We start from the raw sequence: 24,503 nt of genomic DNA, 5'->3' as shown, positions 1-24,503 counted from the left end.
TTAGGCAGGAGACAGCAATATCAAGTGATAAAATTGAGTAATTTAGTGATAAGTCGTCCATGAGGACGTGATGAAGCAACCATAACTCGTTTACTGGCGGTGATTAATCAGACGCACAATGGCTGCTACTAATTCTTCAGGATTAAAAGGTTTAGCTAAATGCATCTGAAACCCTGCTTTTAATGCTTTTTCTTGGTCATGGTGACTAGCAAAAGCAGTCAAGGCGATCGCGGGAATATCTCCCCCTTGTTCTGGTGTCAAATTTCTCACTTCATGAATGAGCATATAGCCATCCATTTCCGGCATACTAATATCACTCACCAACACATCTGGTTTGACACTTTTGAGGGTTTGTAATACGGCCAAAGCTGAAGATAGTGAAATCACCTCAGCCCCATCATCCTCTAAGACGAAAGTAATAAAATCGCGGGAATCAGGATCATCATCAACAACTAAAATTTGCCTTCCAGTCAAGGATAAAGATTGAGGATCTAAGAAGGAATCTTGATTAGGTTCATCAGCCATGTTTATAGTTTTATCTGTAATTAGAGGTAACTGGATAGTAAATGTTGACCCCTGTCCCTCACCAGGGCTTTCTGCTTTTACCGTACCACCATGTATTTCGACAATATTACGGACAATTGCCAGCCCCAAACCTAAGCCACCAAATGTTCTTGTAGAACTGCTATCTGCTTGGCGGAAATAATCAAACACATATGGTAAAAAATCGTTACTAATTCCCTTCCCTGTATCAGTAACTATGATTTCAGCAAAGTCATTAACTTGATTGACTTGTACTTCTACTCTCCCCTGCTTGGGTGTAAATTTGACAGCATTGGAAAGCAGATTCCAAATAACTTGCTGCAAGCGAGCCGAATCACCCATCACTTGCCCCACATTCGGTGCAAATATTGGCTTTACTTGAATTAACTTACTTTCTGCCGCTAAACGCGTTGTTTCTAGTGCAGACAAGACTACAGTTTCTAAGTTGATAGGAATAATTGTTAGAGCTAGCTTACCCTGTAAAATTTTGGATATATCCAGCAAGTCCTCAATTAGTTGCACCTGTAAAGTAGCATTACGCTCGATTGTGGCTAGTGCTTGAGATGTTTGTGCTGCATCAAACTTACGGCTTTGTAATAACTTAGACCAGCCAAGAATAGCATTCAAAGGAGTACGTAACTCATGGGAAAGTACAGCCAGAAATTGATCTTTAATCTGATTTGCTGTTTCTGCTTTAGTTCTTGCTGCTTGTTCTAATTCAATTAATTGCGCTCGTTTTTGGAAAATTTGTTTTTGTTCGTGGATATCGGTACAAGTACCAAACCACTTAACTACACGCCCTTGATAATCTTTGAGCGGTAAGCCTCGCCCTAACAGCCAGCGATAAGAACCATCGGCAGCATATTTGAGGCGATATTCAATTTCGTATACAGTACCACTACTAACAGCATGAGACCACACTTGGACTGTTTTTTCTATATCTTCTGGATGCAATGCTGCTAACCAGCCAGAACCTAAAGATTGATCTAATGTTAGCCCAGTGTAATCGCACCAATTTTGATTAAAATAATCACATTCCCCTTCAGCATTACTTGTCCAAACGAGTTGAGGAATTGCCTCAGCCAAGTAACGGTAGCGTTCTTCGCTTTGGCGTAAAACTTCTAGAATGCGCTGACGTTCGGCAATTTCTTGTTGTAATTGCTCGTTGGTTGTAGTCAGCTCATGGGTACGCAGAACCACTAATTCTTCTAGATGATTCTGGTATTTTCTCAACTCCTCTTCTATCCGTAGCCGCTCAGTTATTTGTGTTTGCAGTTCTTCATTGGCTGTTTCCAGTTGAGCAGGACTAGGAAGTGCTAGTGCTTTTGGTACTAAAGGTACTAGTTCTATTGCTGTTAACACAGATACGATTGCAGTTGCGGCTTTGATGAACCCCGATAGCCAATAAGTTGGATGCCAAAGTGTCCAAATGGCCATTAAGTGCGTAGTGCCACAAGCTACAATAAATCCACTAAACAGCAAGAAAATCCAATCAAACGGTAAATCTCGCCGCTTACGAACAAAGTAAAATAAGGTACTGGGAATCGAATAATACGCTATGGCAATCAGTGCATCAGATCCTAAATGTAGCCAGACTAAATTTCTTTGCCATAAATAGCAGTGTCCATGAGGGATAAATGCTCCTGCGCTAAATAGATTAGTCCATAATGCTGATATAAATTCTGACATAGGTACTCTAGTTTTTGACTCGCATAGGAACTAATCTCAAGCTCCACTTTATTAATCAGATTAGGCTACAAGATAATTACCAAATGGTGATCATGCTAGTAACAGAAAGTCGAAAAATAAAAATATGGTGAGCGTTAATGTAATTGGGTGGTTTTTGAGGAGCGATCGCTTTACTAGCTCAAGGTAATGTATTATGAGCATAAGCGACATCAACATGAGGTTGAACCAGGTAGCTTGTAATGTAATGCCGAGACTACACTCTGAAGCGTCTACTGATTCATCAAAAATATCAAGTTAAAAGCTAGCTTTGTCATCAGCTTTATTTCCTACTGCTAAATTTTTTTTATTATCTATAATATCGATGATAAATTAAATTGCACTTGATTAACCAAGCCAGATAAATAAGTATATATACTTAAACATATTAGGATATTGGCAACATTGCTAATTAAAAATAGGCCTCATTCATTGGCTAGGTTTAATTTCTGTTCGCTCGAAGACATTTTTGAGTAGACCTAACCCTTCTTCAATATGGGAAATTTGTTCTGGTGTCAGATTATCCAGAAGTTCGGCAATATGAGCGCGCGTTTGGTCTTGAGATTGCTTTAAATGATGTTTACCCTCTTCAGTTAGACTCAGAAGGACTCGCCGCCGTTCTTGGGGATCATCTATACGTTGTACTAAGTTGCGTTGTACTAGCCTTTCTGTTGTGGCTGATGCTGTGGCACAGGTGACACCTAAATGTTCTGCTAAATCAGATAGTGAAGCACCTGGATTGCGGTTAAGAAATGCTAGCGATCGCAACTGTGGTATTGATAAAGAAGCCGCACTATGAACCCGCATATCCGCGCGAATAAACCGCATCACTAATGGAACTGTCTCCATTACTTTGGCAGCACATTCTTCGGAAGTTGCGCCCTGGGTAGGTTTATCGGCTTTCATAATACTTGTTGTTCTCCTGATGACATTGCTACTTGTGGATCAAGTTTTCCACAAATAAGGGTCAAGCCTACTAATGTTAACAAGAGAATCGTACAGTCCCAAATATAACTATAGACACTAATGCCGTTGCCTAACATTGTTCCACGGAATGCGTCTACTTCGTAAATAAAAACTTTAACCCAGATTAATATCTAGAGACGCAAAATTTCGCGTCTCTAGATATTAATATTTCTTAAATGAAATTTTGCAGATGTTGTACCAATTGTGGGGCTTGCATCACACCCTCAATTTTATCTACAGGCTGACCTTGCTTAAATAGTACCAGCGTTGGGAGAGCTTCAACTTGGTACTGACTTGCTAACGCTGCATACTTTTCCGTGTCAATCTTGACAATACGCAAACGGTCTTTTAGCTGGGCATTCACCTGTTCTAAAATCGGCACCATCATCTGACAAGGGCCACACCAATCGGCGTAAAAATCCACTAAGACAGGTACATCAGAACCAGATAGCATTTCTTCAAAACTGTTGAATTGTTTTTTATTAGCCATGTGATACACACCAATTTTCTATGGATTGCTTTTAATAGTAATGCGTACATTCAAGAATTGTCGTAAAATAATTTTGTTTTTATTGTTGCTAAATTTTTGATCTCATCCCCAAATTATAGATAATTTTCTCAATTGAAAAACTTGAAATTCTGAAAATTCCAGGCACAAATCACAATAAGATCATTAGCGCGGTATCTCCAAGTTTGAGGAATATTAAATGAGTTTATTACAAGACAAAGTAGCAATTGTCACAGGTGCATCAAGAGGAATTGGGAGAGCGATCGCCCTGCAACTCGCATCCCAAGGAGCCACTGTAGTCGTCAATTATGCTAGTTCTAGCAGTGCTGCTGATAACGTAGTTGCAGAAATTAATGCCGCCGGTGGTCAGGCGATCGCCCTGCAAGCTAACGTTTCTCAAGCTGATCAAGTAGACGCATTATTTAACACCACTATCGAGAAGTTCAAACGCATTGATATTTTGGTCAATAACGCAGGTATTACCCGTGACACACTATTGTTACGGATGAAGCCTGAAGATTGGCAAGCTGTTATTGATACTAACCTCACTGGTGTCTTCTTATGCACACGGCTGGCCAGTAAAATCATGCTCAAACAACGTTCTGGGCGCATTATCAATATTGCCTCCGTCGCTGGACAAATGGGTAATCCAGGTCAGGCTAACTACAGCGCTGCCAAAGCAGGTGTCATCGGCTTTACGAAAACCGTTGCTAAAGAATTGGCTTCTCGCGGCATCACAGTTAACGCTGTGGCCCCTGGTTTTATTGTCACCGACATGACTAGCAATCTCAGCAACACCGAAGATATTTTAAAATTCATCCCCTTAGGTCGCTACGGTGAAGCAGAAGAAGTAGCCGGCATGGTGCGTTTCCTCGCTGCCGATCCTGCTGCCGCCTACATCACTGGACAAGTATTTAATGTTGATGGCGGTATGGTGATGGCATAATCAAGCGTATTTAGAGATCCCCGACTTTTTCAATAAGTCAGGGATCTGAGCCTCAACAAACCCTACCTGGACTAAATCTTGATCTCCCCTCTCCTTAACAACTATCCATTACCCCACATCTTTCTTAACAATCAAACAAGAGATTTTATAAATTTCAGGTAGTTGCCACCAAGGAATATGAGGGTATTCGTGATGTTCTTTATGGTAGCCAAAATGATAGCAAGTAATAAATGACCACCAAATTGGACGGTTGATAGTTTCGGCATGATGAGGACTGATATATCCATTTATTGGCTCCCGATGGGGGAGAAAAGTTCCAAAATAAAATAATTGTAATGAACTTAAAAGTGCAGGAATTACCCAAAAGTAATTTAAATTGGCCATTGGTATATGTAATATGCACCTTCCTATATTATAAATAATGGTGATGCCAATCATTTGTCGCCAACTCCAGTAACGCTTCATGAAATAAAAATACCAAGCAAAAAAATTTTTATGCTTACCATCATGAAAGTCTGGGTCTGTAGTAGTGGCTGGATTGTGATGATGTGACCAATGCTTTTTTAAGAGTTTTGGATAAGATAAGAAACCATAAAGAGTTACACTTAATGATCCAATAAAATGATTAATTTTGATATTTTGGGGGAAAACCACCCCATGCATAGCGTCATGCGCCGTAATAAATAATCCTGTAGATAAAAATGTTTGCCCAAAAATGATAGTTAATAACATCCAAAATTTAAATTTTGTAATGTCAATAGTTAATAAAAAAAACAAGCTCATAGCCCATAAAAATATAATGACTATAGCTATAAAAATCCCCCCCAAAGAAATATCTCTTTCCACTACTGGGGTAGTTTTTATTTGATGTTTATATGGTTGTTGTAACTGAATCACGCTTTTACTCCGCGTATTATTATAGTCAAGATAAAATACACCAACCACTAGGAAGAAAATTTTGTAGTGATTAGTGTTTTGTAATAGATAGTACTTATGTTCTTGATAAAAATATAGAAATATTAAGATACTTTAACTATTATTACACATGCTATTGCCTTTTCAGTTAACAAATCAATCAATGTAACTAAAAACACAGCTAAATATGGTATTTATAGCTAGTAAGCTCATTTAAGAATTGATACTTGCCATTGTTTCTCTTAATAGCATAGTTTTCAGTCCACTAAAGTGGATTTTCGGTATTAGCCAAGATACTTATTTTTTGGCACTATATGGGGGATGTAAGGTCGTAGATGACACTATACATAATATTTTCCTGGACATTTAATGCTATCTATCTCTAGTGCATAGGTAAGCAAGCCTAAAGGATGAAATCTTCGAGAGAAAATCAAATTTGACTTGCAAACACCCTCGAAGACAGTATTTATCGTGAATCACACTCGCGTTTAGTCACATGGTGACGGTAGCGAAACATCGCTTCTAATTGTGCTTTGACTAACCAACCACTGATAAATTCAACTGTGTCTCCACCTGGCATTGAAAAAGCAACAGCATCAGTGAGCCTGGTTTTACCATTTTCTGGGGCAAATTCATGTCGATGTATCCAAGAGTCAAAAGGGCCAGATATCTGTTCGTCAATAAACAGGCGATTTGGCTCACATTCGGTGTGTCGTGCTAACCAAGTTAAAGGTAAAGGCCCTAAAAATAGGCGAAATTCGGTAATAGCACTCACTTCCAGGCCTCCTTCACGGCGGACTACTTGAACTGGTTGCCAAGGTGGGTTCAGTAGTTGCAAAATATCAGGTCTTTCGTGAAATTTCCAAACTACTTCGGGTGGCGCATTAATCACTGAAGAATGTTGAAAGTGCAGCATGGAAAGTAAAACGTAAAAATTTAACCTTCAGACTCAGTATCAATCTCTATATCTAAAGTATCTTCATCAACCCGCACATATAAAATATTTGGATTACAGCACACTTGACAATCTTCTACATAAGATTGCTGACAACCAGCACTCAAATCGATAAAGGTTAAGTTCGGTTCCCCGCAATAGGCACAGTAATACTCAGCAGTGGTTTGCATTGAGGTAGTTCGTAGTTCGTAATTCGTAATTTTAATTGATTAATGGTTGTAGTTGTTTGGTTGATGGCAAGCTCTCAGCCAAGTGTTTCAGTAGTGTAGACTGTGGCAGAGGCCCTTGCAAGTGATTCCAAGGTAAGATTTGCTCGGTTGACCAATTGGCGTGGACGTAAAATTCTAAGTCGGGGATTTGTCCTTTGAGTTGTTTGAAAGCACGTTTGTAGCTACCCAAGGAATCACCAAATTCACGGGTTAATTCTAGTAGTTGGGAAAGTCGGCGATCGCCTCTGGATATCAAAGCCTGTATAATCGACCAATTATAGCTTTCTGGGCGAAATTCTATGCCTTGAGGTTTGAGTTTTTTTTGTAAAAATTGCAACCTCTTTTCGGCTTGGCGATTGACTCCAAACCATTGAAATGGTGTGTGGGCTTTGGGTACAAAGGTGCTACATCCCAGCGTTAACCGCAGTCCTGGTGCGGCTTTTTTGATACTCAGCATCATGTCTACGGTTTGTGCCAAATCTTCTGGTTCCTCACCGGGGATTCCAGCCATACCATAGAGTTTGAGACTTTTTAAGCCGCCAGCTTTGGCATTTATCGCTGCTTGGATGATTTCATCGTTATGCAGCTTTTTGTTGATGATTTGGCGGAGTTTTTCGGAACCACTTTCTACAGCAATGGTAAGTGATCGCGTGTCTCTTTTTGCCAAAGTCTCGGCAAGCTGCACAGTTACAGTATTGGTTCGCACAGAGGCAATACTCAGACGGACATCATCGTATTTTGGCTGACTAATATAATTTAGTAACGACTCAAACTCTGGATGCTGCGTCACAGAAGCTCCCAATAAACCCAATCGCTTGGTTACTTCTAAGCCTTTTTCAATGGCGGGAATCAAAGAACCTTCTAAACTGGCTGTTCTAAAAGGTAATGTGAGATAACTCGCCATACAGAAGCGGCACATTTCTGGACAACTCCGTACCACTTCCACCATGTAAATATTTTCCCAGGCGGCTTTTTCTGTGACTACAGTTGATGTTGATAGGGTATTTCCCCGATAGGTTTGTTTTTGCACAACTGCGGGTATTTCTGGAAAAATCGGTTTAATTGACTTCAATTCCCCATCTTTGGTGTGATATTCCACATCATACAAACTAGGAACATAAATTCCGGGGACTTGCGCCAGTGCTTTGAGTTGAGTTTGTCGAGAAGCGTTTCTGACTTCCTTGTACGCCTCAATAAAATTCGGCAGTAGATTTTCCCCATCACCTAGTAAAATGACATCAAAAAAGTCGGCAAAAGGTTCAGGGTTAGCAGTCAGCACCGGGCCGCCACCAAATACTAGGGGATGATTTTCAGTACGTAAGTTAGCCCGAATGGGAATTTCTAGAGATTCCAGTAAATTTAAAATATTTACATAATCGAGTTCCCAAGAAATAGAAAATCCCACAATTTCCGGATTTCTGGGAAGTTGTTCTTGAATATCGGTGAATAAGCGACTTACCTGCACATCATCACGCATGGCTAAAGTTGCCCACACCACCTGATAGCCAAGGCTAGTAATCCCCACAGTGTACTCATTGGGAAAGGCGAAAATTAGCGGGATAGCATCGGTATGGGGGGTTGTGGGGGTGAATAAGAGGCGTTCAGAGGCAAATAGAGATGATGTCACAGGTGTTTATTAGGAGCAAGTTTATCTATATTTAATTTTAAGCCATAGAATTATCAGGTTAAAAAACAAAGTCACACCATTAGCAAGAATAATCGGCAAAGCTTGGAGATATATTCCATAAATCAACCATAAAAAAAGACCACTCATAAATGTAATCAACATGATGTAAGATACATCTTTGGCTGATTTTGTTTGCCATGTTTTAAACATTTGGGGCAAAAAGGCACTAGTTGTTAAAGTGGCGGCAAATAATCCTAATAGCGTGATAAATTCCATATATGTTAGGTTGTAATATATAGGAATTATATCTGAGTTTTAAAATTACTTTTTAAACGAACCGCCAAGTCGCCAATATCGCCAAGGGAATGTTGACGTATAAACAGGTTTTTAAAGCTAGTGAATAATTACATAATTTTGTGTTTAATAAGTTTAATTGTAGAGACATTGTACATAAAATCTCTACAATTTAAAAATTGAAAATATCGGTTTTATTTCTGAGGATTCTGCTTGTTGAGATAATCTTTAGCCCAAGCATAGCGTTTTGCATCTTTTTTCAAAAGATACTGTGCTGCTTCATCTCGTTTGTCATCATTCTTGGCATTCTTGAGTATTCTTTTGATTTCAGCATCAATATCTTCAGTTTCAGCTCCACGCTGAATAGCTTTTTCAAACCAAACATTACCTTTATCATACTGATATCTGTCATAACAGATAGCACCCATTAAAGTATAAGGTTGATGAGTATCAGGTTGATAATCAATAGCTTGCATTGCACAGATTTCTGCATTATCTAATTTATCAATGTCTCTAAAGGCTGCACCTCTAGATACTGAAATAGCTGATTTGAGCTTATTATCATTAATTTTATTTAAGTCTAAATTTGTAATTTTTAAAGCCTGTTCAGGTTCTTTTGCTTTACGCCAACAACTACTAGCATTTGGGATACTCCATTTATTTCCAGTCCGTTTCATTTCACTCTCATAAAATTCTGCTTCCAATCTGTAATATGCACGAGCTATCATTCCATCATGAGATAACAAACCTTTTTCTATAAGCTGAACAACTAATACAGCATCTAAACGTTCTTGTTTTTCAAGTTTTAGCATAATTTCGTACAATGGCTCTATGGGTAATGCAGGAGCTATCAAGCAATATTTTCTCTTGAGAATTGCAAAGTGCTTTTCTTGAGCTAAAATAATGATATCTTCATATTTATTATTTCTTAGCCATCCAATTTCTGCGTCGCTCAGAACTCCGCCCGATTCTATCCTTGACTTCAAAATAGAAGCATATTTTTGATTGGCAAATTCAATTGTTTCAGTTAGATTAATTCCCCTTAAATATTTGATATCACTCTTATTTAGCTGAGGATGTGTATCAATTTTTTTAAGCAGGTTATATAAATCGCTACTCAATGATAAATCTGTGTATTTAGTTGCTTTGTACTTAACCTTCAAAGCAATGAATTCTCGTTTTTTTTCAAGTTCCTCTGCAATATTAATTGTGTCCGTAAGTCCTTGTTGTTCTAACCAGTGAATTTCTGAAGAAATGAGTTTTGTCTCTGTATCAAGTTTTTGTAATATTAAATATAGTTTACTGGATAGCGATGTATCTGGGTATTTACTTGCTCGATACTTAATTTTAAGTTGGGTAAATTTAGCCTGTTTTGCAGATTCTTGTTGTTCAAAAATTTCTATTGTTTTAAAGAGTTCATGATTAAGTAGCCACTCATATTCAGATTCACTTAAACTTGCTTCTGTGTCTATTTTAAGTAGTATTTTGTACAGCTTACTATCTGGAGATAAATCTTGGAATTTAGTGGCTTGATACTTTTGCTTCAAAACAGAAAATTTTCTTATATCCTGAACAATTGCAACGATTTGAGTAAGTTTATTATCTTGCAAGAATTGTAATTCTGAATCAGTCAAATTATTTCCTGAGTCAAGTTTCCAAAGTATAGGATATAAAAAACTCTCTACTGAAAATTCCCAAGTTTTGGAGACTTTATACTTGGCTTTAAGATGAGAAAACTCAGCTTCTAGTCTTTTTCTTTCTCCCAGCTTAAACTTTTGTAATTGAAAAATTTCAATGGTTTCAAAAAGTCTATTCTCTTTCAAGCAATTGAATTCTAATTCATTAAGTTCAATTTCTAAGTCAATTTTCCGCAAAATCAGATACAACAAATTAGAAGGTGATAAATCTTCACATTGAGTTGCTTGGTATTTACACTTTAGTTCTGCAAAGTGTTTGAACCGAATTTGATCATCTTTGCCCATACTGATAGACACCGTATCAATGCCAAAAATAATGTAATATATGCTACTATAGCAATGGCATGACGAAAGGTCTAGTCAGAATATAAATCTTGCTCTTTCTTTCAAGCTAAGAAGTTGGGATCAAGAATCTGCTCAATTGTAAACGGACATTCAGCAGGAAATGTCTCTATTGATTTTTGAGTTTCTTTAGCTGCGTCTCGACAAGCACGACGGTAGTATTTTTGTTTCCACATTGGGTTGTGAAGATAACGCTGTAAACTGGGTGTATCTTCTAAGCAATCTTGAATTTTGTCTCTACAGTTGTTAAGGGTATGATCCCAGCTTTTGGTTCGGCGTTCTGGCTGATACTGGCATTTGAGTAAGTGCATTAATAGTACTTGTAAATAACTACCAAGTTCTTTTTGTTCACTGCGCCCCAACGCCTCTAGTTCCTCTACCAAGTGTTCAATGTCTAACTCAGCCCAATGTCCGTTTTTCAACAACTCGGCTTGTTGTTGCGTCCATAACAGAAAGTCTTGTTCATAACCCGTTTCTTGAGTCATCCTAAAATTGCGAATTACAACACTCGACACTGGCCATGATGCCGCAATAAATGGTCACACAATATTAAAGCTACCATTGCCTCAACCATTGGGACTGCACGAGGTAATACACAAGGATCATGTCGTCCTTTGGCAGCTAATAAAGTTTCTTCACCTTCATTAGTAACTGTTTTTTGCTCTTTTCTAATTGTGGCTGTGGGCTTAAAGGCAACTCTTAAAATTATATTTTCGCCGTTGGAAATTCCTCCTTGAATACCGCCAGAACGGTTAGTTACGGTGCGAATTTCTCCGTTTTCATCAATATAAAATTCGTCGTTATGTTCAATTCCTGTTAATAGTGTGCCGGCAAAACCCGAACCAATTTCAAAGCCTTTGCTAGCTGGGAGAGACATGACGCCTTTGGCAATATCAGCTTCTAATTTATCAAAGACTGGTTCGCCTAAACCTTTGGGGACATTCCGCGCTACGCATTCTACTACACCACCGATGGAGTCACCTTGTCTGCCAGTTTGCTCAATTAATTCAATCATGCGATCGCTACATTCGGCATCGGGACAGCGGACAATATTACTTTCGACTTGTTCTAAGGTGACGGTGTTGGGATCTATTACGCCTTCTAAGTCTTTGATGCGCTTGACGTAACCGATAATTTCCACGTTGGCAACTTGACGCAGAATTTTTTTAGCGATCGCACCTGCGGCAACTCTACCTATTGTCTCACGTGCTGACGATCTACCGCCACCTTGCCAATTACGAATGCCATATTTAGCATCATAGGTTGCATCTGCGTGGGATGGGCGATACTTCAAGGCCATCTCGTCGTAGTCTTGGGGACGGGTGTCTTTATTCCGCACCATAATAGCTATGGGTGTTCCCAAGGTTTTACCTTCAAATACCCCAGACAGTATTTCGCAAGTATCAGCTTCTTTGCGTGGTGTGGTGATTTTGCTTTGTCCTGGCCTTCTTCTGTCTAACTCTACTTGAATTTCTGCTGCGGAGATTTCTAGTTGGGGAGGACAGCCATCAATTATCACCCCCACACCGCCGCCGTGGGACTCGCCAAATGTAGTGATGCGAAATAGATGTCCGAAAGTATTGCCCATGATATTGAAGAAAATGAGTGAGGCTTATGTATTGTACCGAAAGTTATCACTTAAGAAAATGACAAGTTTTTCGGTTATCTTGATTTTGAGAACTAACCGCCAAGACGCCAAGGACGCTAAGGAAGAAAGGAGTTTTAGGAATTTGTGAGGCTGGGTAAATCTGTAGTAATTACATCTTCTAGGTTTTTGACTAATTTATGGCAAATTTCATCTACTGGTAAATCGTTGGGTTCAATTCCGAAGGGGTTTTCTATTTGATTACCAATTTCTTCTACACCTAGCAAAATAAAGCTAATTATGGCGACGATGGGTGCTGTCCACCAATTCAAGTTGGCTACAAGTTGTAATGGTAGGATTAGACAGTATATTAATAAAACTCGTTTAAGATATATTGTATAAGCTGGTGGTATCGGTGTTGTTAAGATGCGATCGCACCCGATAAACCCTTCTACCATGTTATCTAATTTGGCGTTCATTTCGACTAGTTCAAATGTAGTGAGGCGATTTTGTATTTGCTGTTGTTTGAGATAATTGCCAATCCATAAGGCAATTTTTAACGGGGGATTTTTTGCATCTTTAAGTTCTAAATATTGTGATGGTGTCAGTAAGGTTTCTAGTTCTTTGTTGACTGGCATCCGGCGCAGGTGTAATTTGGTGGCAATGGAAAAAGCACTTAATAATTTAATAGCTGCTGCCTTACTTTCTTGAACAATCGGTTCATTTTCTGCAACTAACACCCGAATTTTCCTGCCCAAATTCAGACTATTAATAATTATATTTCCCCAAATTTGTCTTCCTTCCCAATATCTACTATAAGCAGTGTTGGTGCGAAATACCATTAATAAACCTAAGACCAAGTTATAAGCAACATTACTAATTACACTAGCAAAAATCTGCTGTGGTAAATCATAGCCGTAGTAATGAACGATAGATACAATCAATCCTAGTCCAGTACATAAACTTAGCCGGGGAAAAATAGCTGGAACTACGGAACCTCTGATTTGTAAAGCCACTTGCAACCAACTTGGTTTTTCAACAGTCATCCAAAATTCTCATACTAGTTTGCGCCCAAAAAAGGAAATGGAGGATATAAGGAACCCCCTTTAGGGAAATCAAAAATCAAAAGTCAAAAACATTTAATTATTTCCCCCCTGCACCCTGCACCCCTGCTTTTTCCCCACTCCCTACTCCCCTCAAATTAAATCTTGATGAGTAAATGATTTAGCATTTCCCCCAGTGTAAGTAGCAACAATATGACCATCACCAGTCATTTGATATTTGTAAGTTACCAATCCTTCTAAACCAACTGGGCCACGGGGAGGCATTTGTTGAGTACTAATTCCTACTTCTGCACCGAAACCATAACGGAAACCATCAGCAAAGCGGGTAGAACAATTATGAAATACTCCGGCAGCGTTGACAAGTCCAAAGAAGGTTTCTACAGCCACTAAATCTTCTGTGATAATGCCATCGGTATGCCGTGAACCATATTCGTTAATATGAGCGATCGCCTCTTCTATTGATTCTACAATTTTCATGGACAAAATCAAATCGCTGTATTCTGTTTCCCAGTCTGTTACTGTGGCAGCAGCGATATCAGGTAAAATTTTTAAGGTGCGTTGATCACCTTTTAATGCTACATCCACATCTTGCAGAGCTTCAGCAACTTTTGGTAAAAATTCTGCGGCTATGGATTGGTGAATTAATAAAGTTTCAATGGCGTTACAAGCTGCGGCATATTGAATTTTCGCATCAACGGTAACTTTAATGGCCTTAGCAATATCAGCAGCTTTATCTATATATAAGTGACAAATTCCGTCGGCGTGTCCTAATACGGGAATACGAGTATTATCTTGGACAAATTGCACAAACGAGTTGGAACCTCTAGGAATAATTAAGTCTACATATTTATCTAAATTTAAAAGTTCTCTAGTTTCTTCTCTAGTTGTTAGTAATTGCACCACATCAGGACTAACTTCAGTGTGCGTCAATCCTTGCTTAATCGCTTTCACTATGGCTTCACAAGAACGAATCGCTTCCTTACCGCCTTTGAGGATGACACCATTACCTGATTTGATAGCCAACGAGACAATTTGAATTGCTGCTTCTGGACGTGCTTCAAAAATAATCCCCAAAACACCCAAAGGACAAGTAATGCGCTTGAGAGTTAAACCTGTATCGAGTTCGCGGTGAATTTGCACCTGACCTACAGGATCAGCTAGTTTACCAACATCTCGCACTCCTGCGATCGCATCTCTTAACTTATGTTCATCCAACTGCAAGCGTTTATACAGTGGTTTGGCAATACCTTCAGCCGCAGCCCCTTGACAATCAGCGATATTTGCCTGCAAAATCTCATTTTGGGATGATTCTAAAGCTTGAGCGATCGCTTCAATCGCTTGATTTTTTGCATCAGTCGCCAGCAGTCCCAACTTACTAGCAGCTTGACGTGTTTTTTGGGCGATGGCAATCAGGGAAGAAGTATCTTGAAGAACAGTCATGTGACAAAATCGGCTTTTTCCCCATCCTACCAATCTTAGTTAATCATTAGTCATTCTCCCCATCTCCCAAGTCTTCCTTTAGTCGTCAGTGCAAAAGCTTTTTCTCAAGCCCTAAAATTAATTTATACTTGTAAAGTTTCCGTAATTGCGATGACAAGCGGTGGATCTATTGAGTATTGATGGATCAAATACTACTCCTTTACACAGGAGATACTATGTCATTGCAATCTGGATTAGAAGCCTTTCAACAAGGACGTTATCAAGAAGCGGTGGAAATCCTCGAACGATTCAGCCGCAATTGTGTTGATCACGATTCCTCTGATTATCTTTCAGCGCAGATGTGGCTAATGAAAGCTTATCAAGCCACAGAGCAAACCGAAAAAGCGAAGCTGTTGTGTCAAAAGTTAATGGCAAGTGAAAACCCCAAGGTTCGCCAATGGGCAGAAACAGCCAGTCAATCTTTATCTCAGCCAGTCAACCAGCCTAGCACCATGCAAAAAGCTGGACGTGCTGCTACTGCTGGTGTCAAAGTAACGATGGGGGGTGTTGGCGGTAGTTTGGCGTTAGCCTCTGGTGTCACCATGACCTTGCTGTTTGGTATGGTGTTGGTATTAGGTTTGAGCTTAGTATTAATTGTGGGTAGTGACAATCCACTCCAAGGGTTAGCGATCGCTATTGTTTTTACCTTAGTTTTTAATACTGCTGCCTTTTTCCTATCTCCCTTTTTGATGGACTTAACCCAGGGCTGGCTTTACAAAACTCGCTGGGTAGAGTTAGCAGAAATACAAAGGTTTAGCCCAGAGACAGCCAAAGTTATTCGTCAAGTCTGCCAAGAAAAAAATCTCAAAGCTCCGCGTCTGGGAATCATTAACGACCAAAACCCCACGGCTTTCACGTATGGTTCTTTACCAAACAGTGCGCGGTTAGTGGTCAGCCAGGGACTTTTCACTTATCTAGATGATGATGAAATTGCTACCGTCTACGCTCATGAATTAGGACACATAGTCCATTGGGACTTTGCCGTAATGACGGTAGCTTCTACACTAGTGCAAATTTGCTACCTGATTTACATTACAGCCAGAAGATTGGGACGTGGTGGCGGCGATAACAAAATCAAAGATGCTATGCAAACGGCTGGTTTTGTTGCCTACGTGTTTTATGTTCTCGGTACTTATTTATTACTGTATCTCTCCCGTACCAGAGAATACTTTGCAGACCACTTTGCCGCAGAAACCACAGGTAATCCCAATGGATTATCCCGCGCTTTGGTGAAGATTGCCTACGGTATTTTAGAAGAAGGAGCGCGATCGCCTGAACCTAGTCGGTTAATTGAAGGTACTCGCGCCTTAGGTATTTATGACCATAAAGCCGCATCTTCCACCGGAACAGCCTATCGAGTCGCATCTGATACCCAAAAAATTGGTCGCGTCTTTTTGTGGGATATGTTCAACCCTTGGGGCTGGTGGATGGAGTTAAATTCTACTCATCCCTTGACTGGTAAACGCGTCCGTGCGCTTAGTACCTATGCCGAACAGTTAGGTTTACCCACCGAGTTCGATATGGGAAAAGTCATAGGAGAAGGCAAAACACTGAATAAGAATAAGCTTTACGGCAATTTCTTGTTAGACATAGTGTTATACGGTGCGGAAACCATTGGTTTTGTAGGAGGCTTCATCATTGGTTTCATCTTATTATCAAGTTCTGCCAATGCAGGTTTATTGCTGGGTGCGCCACTGATTGGCTTAGGGCTAGGAATACTCGTCAAAGCCTTAGTGATGTTCCCCGACTACCAGCAAGCAACAGCTACCGACATTCTCACCTTAATGTCAGACCCTTACGCCAGTCCTTTACGTGGACAACCAGCAAAACTAGCAGGTCAATTAATTGGTCGTGGCGATGCTGGTTATAAATTTGGTTCCGATTTAAAAATTCAAGACCGTAGCGGTATGCTGTATCTGCACTACGCCTCACGTTTTGGCCCCATCGGTAACTTCTTATTTGGCATGAAGCGAGTGCAAAGCCTGATTGGTGAACAAGTCGGGGCTGTGGGTTGGTTCCGCCGGGGTGTAGCGCCTTGGATGGATTTAATTCAAATTCAGAGTGAAAATGGCACTATTGTCAATAGTTACCATCGCTTTTGGTCATTCATCCTGGGCGGGGGATCGATTATCCTGGGATTAGTCTTGATGATGTTTTTGAGCAGCACATAGCTAAGTTCTTAGACTGCTGTCAGAGCATTTCTCATCCAAGCTTTAATTTATCAGGAGGTGGTAAATAACTGCCTCCGTTTTTTATGATTCTTGGCTATTTTCTGGGGAGTAAGTCACACCTAAACATTGGGGAGGTCTAGATTTACCTGCTAATGCCACTTGAGCAAATTCTTTGATCGCAGACCTTATTGTTCCATCTTGATATTCATCATCTATTGCAGGTTCATAACCCCAGAACTATTTTCATTAACCAACTAGCAAGGCGTTTAACCGTGATTTATTAAGGTTAGATTCCATAAGTTCAAACTATCCAAATATGATTAAAGCGAATTTTCTGGTCTTTGTTTTCAGCCCAAAGGTACGAAAAAAATTGATTTACATTTTTACGGTTTAATTAATGATTCCTCAGACTGGCGATATTTAGCAATTAACTTGCGTTGTTTTAGAGGTGAATAAAGCAACATGGAAAGTGTAGTTAAACTGGTTCCTGTTAGTGCTAACAAAATAAATGGATTTAGAAAGCCCGCTATTATTCCAGTTCCTACACTAGCCCCAAATCCTAATATTAGTAGTATTAGTACAGTTGTAAATGAGTCTTTAGCCAAATTTATAGCCCGCTTCATAAGCCACAATACAGCCTCAGGCATAGCCCCAGCCATAGCCCCAGCCACAACAAAACCCACAACAAAACTCACAACCGAACCCACAGCCATAGTCAGAGCCTCATCCACAGCCTTAAGCACAACAAAACTCAAAGCCAAAGTCAGAGCATTAGTCAGAGCCATACCTACAGAGCATTTTGTCTTTAGTCCGAAATAACCGCACCAAGACCCGTATCCGTGTATAAGTGAGAGAATACTAAAAAACAGAATCTCCTCGTATCCAAAAGCTTGTAAAAACCAACTTGCACCATAAGTAATAAACCAAGTCATAGTCACAGCTACCTCCACAGCTATTAAAAACAGCCCAATTAAATCACCAGAGGGTATTTTTCGCTTTTCAATCGGTAAAGCAGCCGTGTGTACCTTCACCGTTAAAGTGTGAGTTGCTGGATAAGCATTGCTGTGTAGTATCAGTTGACGTTTATACTGCTTATCTGTCATTAATTTACTCGTATCCACGTGAACCAAACACACAGTACGATTCCCAGTAAACTTAGCAGGTGTCACCCCAATCCAAGCATGATTATTTGGTACATGGGGCGGATCTTGAAGATGAGGTGCAACTTCCCATCTACCTTGTAATAAAGTATCTGATATTGGGTTTTCAACTGTGATGCTTTGGGTTTGCTTTTCTCCCAATCGGTTCGCTTTAAATTTCAACACTGTTTCACTGAAATCAACTCCTGCTACACGGATGACATCAAGTGGCTTGAGTGTTGCTAAAGCTGCTTTTGCATTAGCAAAGCGGTTTTTCTGTAGCGGTTGTACCATCTTTTCTAACCAACCTAGAAACCGTAGACTCAACTGGGGTAAAAGATGGTGAAACTTAATTAAATATGGATCATCTTGATCTTGCAATTGATCTATTTTTGTCGATTGGATTCCTGTTAATAAGCAAATCAACGTTACACCCAAAGCATACAGGTCTGTAGCGTCTGTTGGTTTAAACATTTGCTCTGGTGGAATAAAACCAGGAGTACCTCTAAATACACTACTCGCCGCAACTTCCTGGCTCCCAATCCGAGCAAAACCAAAGTCAATTATATAAACCTTGAGTTGTTCATCTACCAAAATATTTTCTGGTTTGATATCCCGATGAATTACAGCAGGGTTAAGACTTTGCAGATATACAAGAATTTCTAAGGCGTTGCTGGCAATTTGTTTAATCTCTTCTGGTGCAAAGCTACGGGTTTGTGCTAAAGATGGAGCGTTAATATATTCTTGCACCAAACAAAAGCCATCAGAAGTAGCAAAGGAAGTCAAGTAACGGGGAATACCAGGATGCTCTAATCCTTTGAGTACATCAATTTCCCTTTGATGAGCCTGAAAACCAGACCAACTTGAACCAGCTTGAGCAAAACAAAACTGCTTTAATACCACTTCCCTGTGATCAATATTTGACGCTAACCAAGTAATCCTTCCTCCTTCACGATTACGTCCCAATTCTTGCAAAATTTGATAGCCGTGTTCGCTGAAATCTGGATATGGATAGCTATTCATAATTTAAGATCGACTGGTTATGATATGCCATATTTGCTGTGTTTTACGCAAATATACATAGATTAACAGGGGCAATTCTCTTAATCAATGTTGTTCACAATAGTTATTTGAGTGTTTCTAACGAAAAATGGGGCGTGGGAAAATAAAAGAGGCTAGCTTTGCTATTGTCCCCAATGTCTCTAACTTCAAATTTCTCGCTCCCCAGCAGAAGCCGTAAAGCAGGCAGGCAAGTTATAATTCTCTTGCGGAGCAACGTAACAAAAATTTATGAGTAACCCCCTTTTGCAAGCCTTTTTCGTCGGTAGAGCCGTAGCTGAAGTAATTAATGAGCGCGTAGAAATCGCTTTAACCGATGCTTTGAGTGATTTGGGCAAATTTGATGCCGAAGCTAGAGAACAAATGCGCCAATTCACAGAAGAAGTCCTAGAACGGGCAAATCGGGCAGCAGAAGCTGCCAATGCTGGTCAAAGTACTCCTGGTGCTGGGTATTCTAGTCCTGATTCGGTTGACATCCAAGCAACCATTGATGAGCTACGGGCAGAAATTGCCGTTTTAAGAAACGAATTGCAACGTTATCGCAGCAGTTCTCTTTAATTTTGGTCATTAGTCATGATCAAATAACACTTGCTCGTCAATTGTTCAAACATCAGACTGTCATTTAATCCAGGTGATTTGGTTAAAAACCAACGGTACACATTAAAGATATGGAAACAGGTTATTCAGATAAGGCATACCGTTGGAATCGGGAAAACTACTCTAGTCGGCGGCGCTTTGTGGACATTTGGTCTTTTGTTTTGACCTTAATGTTCAAGCTTTGGCGTTTCAACAAATCTTGGAGTTATCCTGGCGGTGTCACAGAGGCTAAACAAGCTGCAAGACGCAAAGCCCAAGCAGTCTGGATTCGTAATACCCTACTGGACTTAGGGCCAACTTTTATTAAAATCGGGCAGTTGTTTTCTACCCGTGCTGATATTTTCCCTGGTGAATATGTCGAAGAGTTGGCCAAGTTACAGGATAAAGTGCCAGCATTTAGTTATGAGCAAGTAGAAACAACAATCGAGAAAGAATTAGCCAAGAAAATTCCGGAATTATTCCAGAGTTTTGAACCTATTCCCTTAGCAGCTGCGAGTTTGGGGCAAGTACACAAAGCCGTACTGCATACCGGGGAATCAGTTGTGATCAAAGTCCAGCGTCCTGGACTGAAGAAACTATTTGAAATCGATTTACAAATTCTCAAAGGAATTGCCCGTTATTTCCAAAACCATCCCAAATGGGGACGGGGACGAGATTGGATGGGCATTTACGAAGAATGTTGTCGGATTCTGTGGGAAGAAATTGATTATCTCAATGAAGGTCGTAACGCTGATACTTTCCGCCGGAACTTTCGCGGCTACGAGTGGGTAAAAGTCCCCAGAGTTTATTGGCGTTACGCTTCACCTAGAGTACTGACTTTAGAATATGTGCCAGGCATTAAAATTAGCCAATATGAAGCTTTAGAAGCAGCCGGCTTAGATCGTAAGGTATTAGCCCGTCAAGGCGCTCAAGCTTACTTATTGCAGTTGTTGAATGATGGCTTTTTTCACGCCGATCCCCATCCAGGTAATATTGCGGTGAGTCCCAATGGTGATTTAATTTTCTACGACTTCGGCATGATGGGGCGCATTAAGTCGAATGTGCGTGAAGGACTGATGGAAACACTGTTTGGGATTGCCCAAAAAGATGGCGATCGCGTAGTCCAATCTCTGATAGATTTAGGAGCGATCGCACCCACAGATGACATGGGGCCAGTGCGGCGTTCAGTCCAGTTTATGCTGGATAATTTCATGGATAAGCCCTTTGAAAATCAATCTGTGGCCGCCATCAGTGACGATCTTTACGAAATAGCTTATAATCAGCCATTTAGATTTCCGGCAACCTTCACTTTTGTGATGCGCGCCTTTTCTACTCTTGAGGGAGTAGGTAAGGGCTTAGATCCAGAATTTAACTTTATGGAAGTTGCCCAACCATATGCAATGCAACTAATAACAAATATGAACGGTTCTGATAATAATAGCTTTATCAATGAATTAAGCCGCCAAGCAGTTCAAGTCAGTACAACCGCATTCGGATTACCCCGAAGATTAGAAGACACATTAGAAAAACTGGAACGCGGTGATATGCGTGTGCGTGTCCGTTCTATAGAAACAGAGCGTTTACTACGGCGACAAAGCAATATCCAGATAGGCACAAGCTACGCCTTGATAATCAGTGGATTTACCCTTTCAGCTACAATTTTATTCGTTAATCATTATGTATGGCCAGCCCTGCTGACTGGTTTAATTGCCGCAGCAATGTCAGTATTACTAATTCGTTTGCTTTCACGCCTCGACCGTTATGACAGGATGTCTTAATTATTTTCCTAAAAAATTATGAAACTTAACTTCACGGGTTCTAGCGATCCGGGACTTGTTCGCTCTAGTAACCAGGATGCTTACTATATTGATCCCGAAGGGCGATTTTTCATCGTTGCTGATGGCATGGGTGGTCATGCAGGAGGAGAAGAGGCGAGTCGGATTGCTACAAGGGAAATTCAAGAATTTTTGGTAGCTAACTGGAATGCTGCTGAACCTACAGCGAAATTGCTAGAAAACTCCTTGTGGCAAGCCAATAAAGCAATTTTACAGGATCAACAACAGCATCCTGAACGCGCTGACATGGGGACTACAATTGTCGTAGTGATTTTTCGTTCACCAGATTCGCCTTGGTGCGCTCATGTGGGCGACTCCAGGTTATACCGCTGGCGAGATGCAAAATTAGCACAAATCACAGAAGACCATACTTGGGTAGCAAGAGCTATCAAAACAGGCGAAATTACCCCAGAAGAAGCACGTTCTCACCCCTACCGCCATGTATTATCACGTTGTTTGGGTAGAGAAGATTTGCATCAAGTCGATGTCCAACCCCTAGATGCCAAAGTTGGCGATCGCCTGCTTTTATGCAGCGATGGTCTGACTGAAGAACTTGACAATCATGATATTGCTAATTGCCTGCACAACTACCCCTTACTGGAAAAAACCTCTTTCGCTCTCATTGAAGCTGCCAAAGAGCAAGGTGGCCACGATAACATCACAATCGTTATCGTCTCCCTTGAGGAAAATGCCCCAGAATAGTCAATAAATTTGTAATTTTCAAATTAGCGTTAAGCAAGTATTTTGGATTTGCTCGATCCAAAATTATCTAGTGCTGCTTAATTTGAGATTTTTTGTACTCAAGGCTATTTATTGCCCCTGATTGTCCCCTTTTTTGCCCTTGGCGACTCCATAAAGCCCCTGCAAGCTAACCCAAACCGGGAAGGAGAGATTTGTCCCGCGCGCTGCTTCTGCTCCCCTAACCCGGATTTGTTGATTTTTTTTGGACTTAAATATTTTTTTGGTACATATACTCAGTAATTTGTTCAGTCTGAGCATTTTTCCTATTTACAACTTGATACAACTACTTTTAACCGCCAATTTTACCCATTAGCGGTTAAGTTTACATAATTCGGTAAATTGACTTCTTGCACATAATGGTATATGGCGAATATAATTCACGCTTAATACCTTTTATTTTTTCACCCCTGGATTCCGTATCTCCTGACACGAGAAGTGAAATTGAGGGGGAAAAGTCCAAAAAGGTGCTATTACCTGAAAACGTTGTATAGCAAGAGCTTCCTTCTCCCACAAAGTTAGAGAAGTCTTAAGTTATACATCTGTTGATTGACGTGCAGGATATCAAAATAGAAAATTTACCCTTAAAGGATGTGGGCAATTCGTCAAACAATTGTTATCTTTCTTAATACAGAGGTACAAATGTATGTATGAAGATTATCAGCCCATTTATTACACCTTTAGGACTTCTGTAACCGTTGTAACTTTTACGAGTTGTTTTTTCTGGAGTTTATTATGAGTCAACCCATCGAACTATCTTTGGAACAGCAATTTAGCATCCGCTCTTTTGCAACTCAAGTCCAGCACATGAGTCCTGACCAAGCCAAAGACTTTTTGGTCAAGCTTTATGAGCAAATGATGGTGCGCGAAGCTACTTATCAGGAGTTACTTAAGCACCAGTGGGGCTTAGATTCCGGTTCCACTATGGCATAGAGTAGGTTATGTGTCGCAGTGGGCGACCTCCTTCTCTTGCTCAGTTCCAGGGAGGAAAAGAGCTGGGGATGCTGGGGCGTCAACTTCAATTAAAAAATCTAGTACAGATAATTCAGAACTCAAAGACTGATTCAGCAAACTTTCAGGCTGCATATATTTTTCCAATTTACTGTAGCTTTCGGTTTAAATTAGTCAACTAATCTCCAGCCAAACTTAATTTGCTTTTGGCTACATTAGGTGCTGCATCTATGTAAAATCATTTACTTGCTGTAATGCACACCAAGGAAAATTTGCTGAGATTCACGGAAATACAGTTTTGTTTCTGTCATTGATGCTCATTATATTTTCTATAAATAAAGCTTACAACCAGATATATATATTTCTTAACAAAGTTTTACATTTGCTAAAAAGCACTGTTTTATGATATGAGGCTATAAAAATCTAACATCCAGACTGGCGTTAGGTGGAAACATGGAAAGCAGAATTAGTCGCCATTGCTGCTAACTTAGCTATGATTTGGGGTTTAATTTTTTCGTACTCGCTTTTGAGTAAACGTTTACTGAGTTGGGGATCGGCAGACGACACAAAAGTTTTACTCATAGCTATCCATTGTTGCAATCGTTGAGGTTGAGCTGGGTCAATACTAGATGTGAGAATATGAGAACAGCGATCTGGGGATTCCTTGGCAAATAACAACAAACGATAGGAAGTCTTCTGTGCAACTAAACAGGCCATTTCTTGCCCCAGACTAGTTTTCATATCTAGGTAGTAAGGTAAACACTTAGGCTCATGTTTGCGGTTATAGATGACAGTAATCCATAACAACATGGGGTGAGGAGTCGCAATAAATAGAAATTGATTATAAATATTACAAACTAAACGGCTGATAATTTCTCGCTGCGGGAGCATGATCCATAAGGCTGGTAATATTTCCCCATTAAACTGAATGGGTTGAGGGAAGACAATATTGGCAATTGGTTTATTTTGGGGCCAACAAACAGAGCGAGCAATTTCATCATTAGATAGATATATCTGCACATCGCCTTTGGTTTGTGGTGGCGACTCAGAGCTAATGGCAATGGCATTAGTAGGGATATGAATTTCATGAGTATTCGTACCCTTTTTGTAACGCACTTCTAAAGATTCTCTTAACGGGTGACAAGAAGGCTAAACAGCTTGTTTAATAAGGGATAGAGC

The 24,503-nt window shown here is 40.1% G+C and carries 21 protein-coding genes; 6 read left to right on the top strand and 15 right to left on the bottom strand.

Annotated features, from left to right (window positions below; genetic code table 11):
• Positions 1-90 precede the first annotated feature (90 nt).
• The 3 genes from ACM0OS_RS08650 to trxA all read right to left on the bottom strand — a co-directional run bounded on the left by ACM0OS_RS08650 (position 91) and on the right by trxA (position 3,724).
• Positions 91-2,232 carry an ATP-binding protein gene (locus ACM0OS_RS08650; RefSeq protein ID WP_414542769.1) on the bottom strand — a complete coding sequence of 714 codons (2,142 nt, stop codon included), beginning with the start codon at positions 2,230-2,232 and terminating at the stop codon, positions 91-93.
• Between the two features lie 465 nt (positions 2,233-2,697).
• A complete protein-coding gene (locus ACM0OS_RS08645; protein ID WP_414542768.1) occupies positions 2,698-3,174 on the bottom strand; it encodes a MarR family winged helix-turn-helix transcriptional regulator in 477 nt (158 codons plus the stop codon).
• A 232-nt stretch (positions 3,175-3,406) separates the two neighbouring features.
• Positions 3,407-3,724 (bottom strand): thioredoxin, encoded by a 318-nt coding sequence (trxA, locus tag ACM0OS_RS08640; RefSeq protein WP_414542767.1) that lies wholly within the window; start codon positions 3,722-3,724, stop codon positions 3,407-3,409.
• 217 nt (positions 3,725-3,941) lie between these two features.
• Here trxA and fabG point away from each other — a divergent pair, with 217 nt between their 5' ends.
• A complete protein-coding gene (gene fabG / locus ACM0OS_RS08635) occupies positions 3,942-4,688 on the top strand; it encodes a 3-oxoacyl-[acyl-carrier-protein] reductase (protein WP_414542766.1) in 747 nt (248 codons plus the stop codon).
• Between the two features lie 108 nt (positions 4,689-4,796).
• Here the strand turns inward: fabG and crtW are convergent, their stop codons facing one another.
• The 10 genes from crtW to ACM0OS_RS08585 all read right to left on the bottom strand — a co-directional run bounded on the left by crtW (position 4,797) and on the right by ACM0OS_RS08585 (position 14,816).
• On the bottom strand, positions 4,797-5,585 hold the full coding sequence (gene crtW, locus ACM0OS_RS08630; RefSeq protein ID WP_414542765.1) for a beta-carotene ketolase CrtW: 789 nt from the start codon (positions 5,583-5,585) through the stop codon (positions 4,797-4,799).
• Between the two features lie 484 nt (positions 5,586-6,069).
• Positions 6,070-6,519: an SRPBCC family protein gene (locus ACM0OS_RS08625; RefSeq protein WP_414542764.1), complete on the bottom strand. Its 450-nt coding sequence runs from the start codon at positions 6,517-6,519 to the stop codon at positions 6,070-6,072.
• Between the two features lie 20 nt (positions 6,520-6,539).
• Positions 6,540-6,728 carry a CPXCG motif-containing cysteine-rich protein gene (locus ACM0OS_RS08620; RefSeq protein WP_414542763.1) on the bottom strand — a complete coding sequence of 63 codons (189 nt, stop codon included), beginning with the start codon at positions 6,726-6,728 and terminating at the stop codon, positions 6,540-6,542.
• A 31-nt stretch (positions 6,729-6,759) separates the two neighbouring features.
• A complete protein-coding gene (locus ACM0OS_RS08615) occupies positions 6,760-8,394 on the bottom strand; it encodes a B12-binding domain-containing radical SAM protein (protein ID WP_414542762.1) in 1,635 nt (544 codons plus the stop codon).
• Between the two features lie 21 nt (positions 8,395-8,415).
• Complete coding sequence (locus ACM0OS_RS08610) at positions 8,416-8,670, bottom strand: SemiSWEET transporter (RefSeq protein WP_414542761.1); 255 nt, start codon at positions 8,668-8,670, stop codon at positions 8,416-8,418.
• Between the two features lie 212 nt (positions 8,671-8,882).
• Positions 8,883-10,670, bottom strand: a complete 1,788-nt coding sequence (locus ACM0OS_RS08605) for a hypothetical protein (protein WP_414542760.1) — start codon at positions 10,668-10,670, stop codon at positions 8,883-8,885.
• 101 nt (positions 10,671-10,771) lie between these two features.
• Positions 10,772-11,212 carry a DUF29 domain-containing protein gene (locus tag ACM0OS_RS08600; protein ID WP_414542759.1) on the bottom strand — a complete coding sequence of 147 codons (441 nt, stop codon included), beginning with the start codon at positions 11,210-11,212 and terminating at the stop codon, positions 10,772-10,774.
• A 14-nt stretch (positions 11,213-11,226) separates the two neighbouring features.
• Positions 11,227-12,315: a chorismate synthase gene (gene aroC, locus ACM0OS_RS08595; protein ID WP_414542758.1), complete on the bottom strand. Its 1,089-nt coding sequence runs from the start codon at positions 12,313-12,315 to the stop codon at positions 11,227-11,229.
• A gap of 134 nt (positions 12,316-12,449) precedes the next feature.
• Complete coding sequence (locus ACM0OS_RS08590) at positions 12,450-13,358, bottom strand: bestrophin family protein (RefSeq protein ID WP_414542757.1); 909 nt, start codon at positions 13,356-13,358, stop codon at positions 12,450-12,452.
• A 150-nt stretch (positions 13,359-13,508) separates the two neighbouring features.
• Positions 13,509-14,816 (bottom strand): glutamate-5-semialdehyde dehydrogenase, encoded by a 1,308-nt coding sequence (locus tag ACM0OS_RS08585; protein WP_414542756.1) that lies wholly within the window; start codon positions 14,814-14,816, stop codon positions 13,509-13,511.
• Between the two features lie 215 nt (positions 14,817-15,031).
• Between ACM0OS_RS08585 and ACM0OS_RS08580 the strand changes: the two genes are divergently transcribed.
• On the top strand, positions 15,032-17,026 hold the full coding sequence (locus ACM0OS_RS08580; protein ID WP_414542755.1) for a M48 family metalloprotease: 1,995 nt from the start codon (positions 15,032-15,034) through the stop codon (positions 17,024-17,026).
• A gap of 383 nt (positions 17,027-17,409) precedes the next feature.
• On the opposite strand, the gene ACM0OS_RS08575 is transcribed toward ACM0OS_RS08580, so the two are convergent.
• The gene (locus ACM0OS_RS08575) at positions 17,410-19,188 is read right to left on the bottom strand and encodes a serine/threonine protein kinase (RefSeq protein ID WP_414542753.1); all 1,779 of its coding nucleotides are present in this window, start codon (positions 19,186-19,188) and stop codon (positions 17,410-17,412) included.
• 267 nt (positions 19,189-19,455) lie between these two features.
• Between ACM0OS_RS08575 and ACM0OS_RS08570 the strand changes: the two genes are divergently transcribed.
• From ACM0OS_RS08570 to ACM0OS_RS08555, 4 genes are all read left to right on the top strand, one after another.
• The gene (locus ACM0OS_RS08570) at positions 19,456-19,782 is read left to right on the top strand and encodes a DUF6825 family protein (RefSeq protein ID WP_414542752.1); all 327 of its coding nucleotides are present in this window, start codon (positions 19,456-19,458) and stop codon (positions 19,780-19,782) included.
• 110 nt (positions 19,783-19,892) lie between these two features.
• Complete coding sequence (locus ACM0OS_RS08565) at positions 19,893-21,578, top strand: ABC1 kinase family protein (protein WP_414542751.1); 1,686 nt, start codon at positions 19,893-19,895, stop codon at positions 21,576-21,578.
• A gap of 18 nt (positions 21,579-21,596) precedes the next feature.
• Positions 21,597-22,337, top strand: coding sequence for a Stp1/IreP family PP2C-type Ser/Thr phosphatase (locus ACM0OS_RS08560; RefSeq protein ID WP_414542750.1), 741 nt, complete (start codon positions 21,597-21,599; stop codon positions 22,335-22,337).
• Positions 22,338-23,108: 771 nt separating this feature from the next.
• Complete coding sequence (locus ACM0OS_RS08555; protein ID WP_414542749.1) at positions 23,109-23,306, top strand: NblA/ycf18 family protein; 198 nt, start codon at positions 23,109-23,111, stop codon at positions 23,304-23,306.
• A 459-nt stretch (positions 23,307-23,765) separates the two neighbouring features.
• Here ACM0OS_RS08555 and ACM0OS_RS08550 read toward each other — a convergent pair whose 3' ends face one another.
• Positions 23,766-24,440, bottom strand: a complete 675-nt coding sequence (locus ACM0OS_RS08550; RefSeq protein WP_414542748.1) for a hypothetical protein — start codon at positions 24,438-24,440, stop codon at positions 23,766-23,768.
• Positions 24,441-24,503: the final 63 nt, after the last annotated feature.

Origin of the sequence: Nostoc sp. CCY0012 (genome assembly GCF_963920855.1) — a bacterium.
GTDB lineage: Bacteria > Cyanobacteriota > Cyanobacteriia > Cyanobacteriales > Nostocaceae > Cyanocohniella.
The sequence above is the reverse complement of the archived record's forward strand: the minus strand, read 5'-3'. Positions and strand labels throughout refer to the sequence as shown.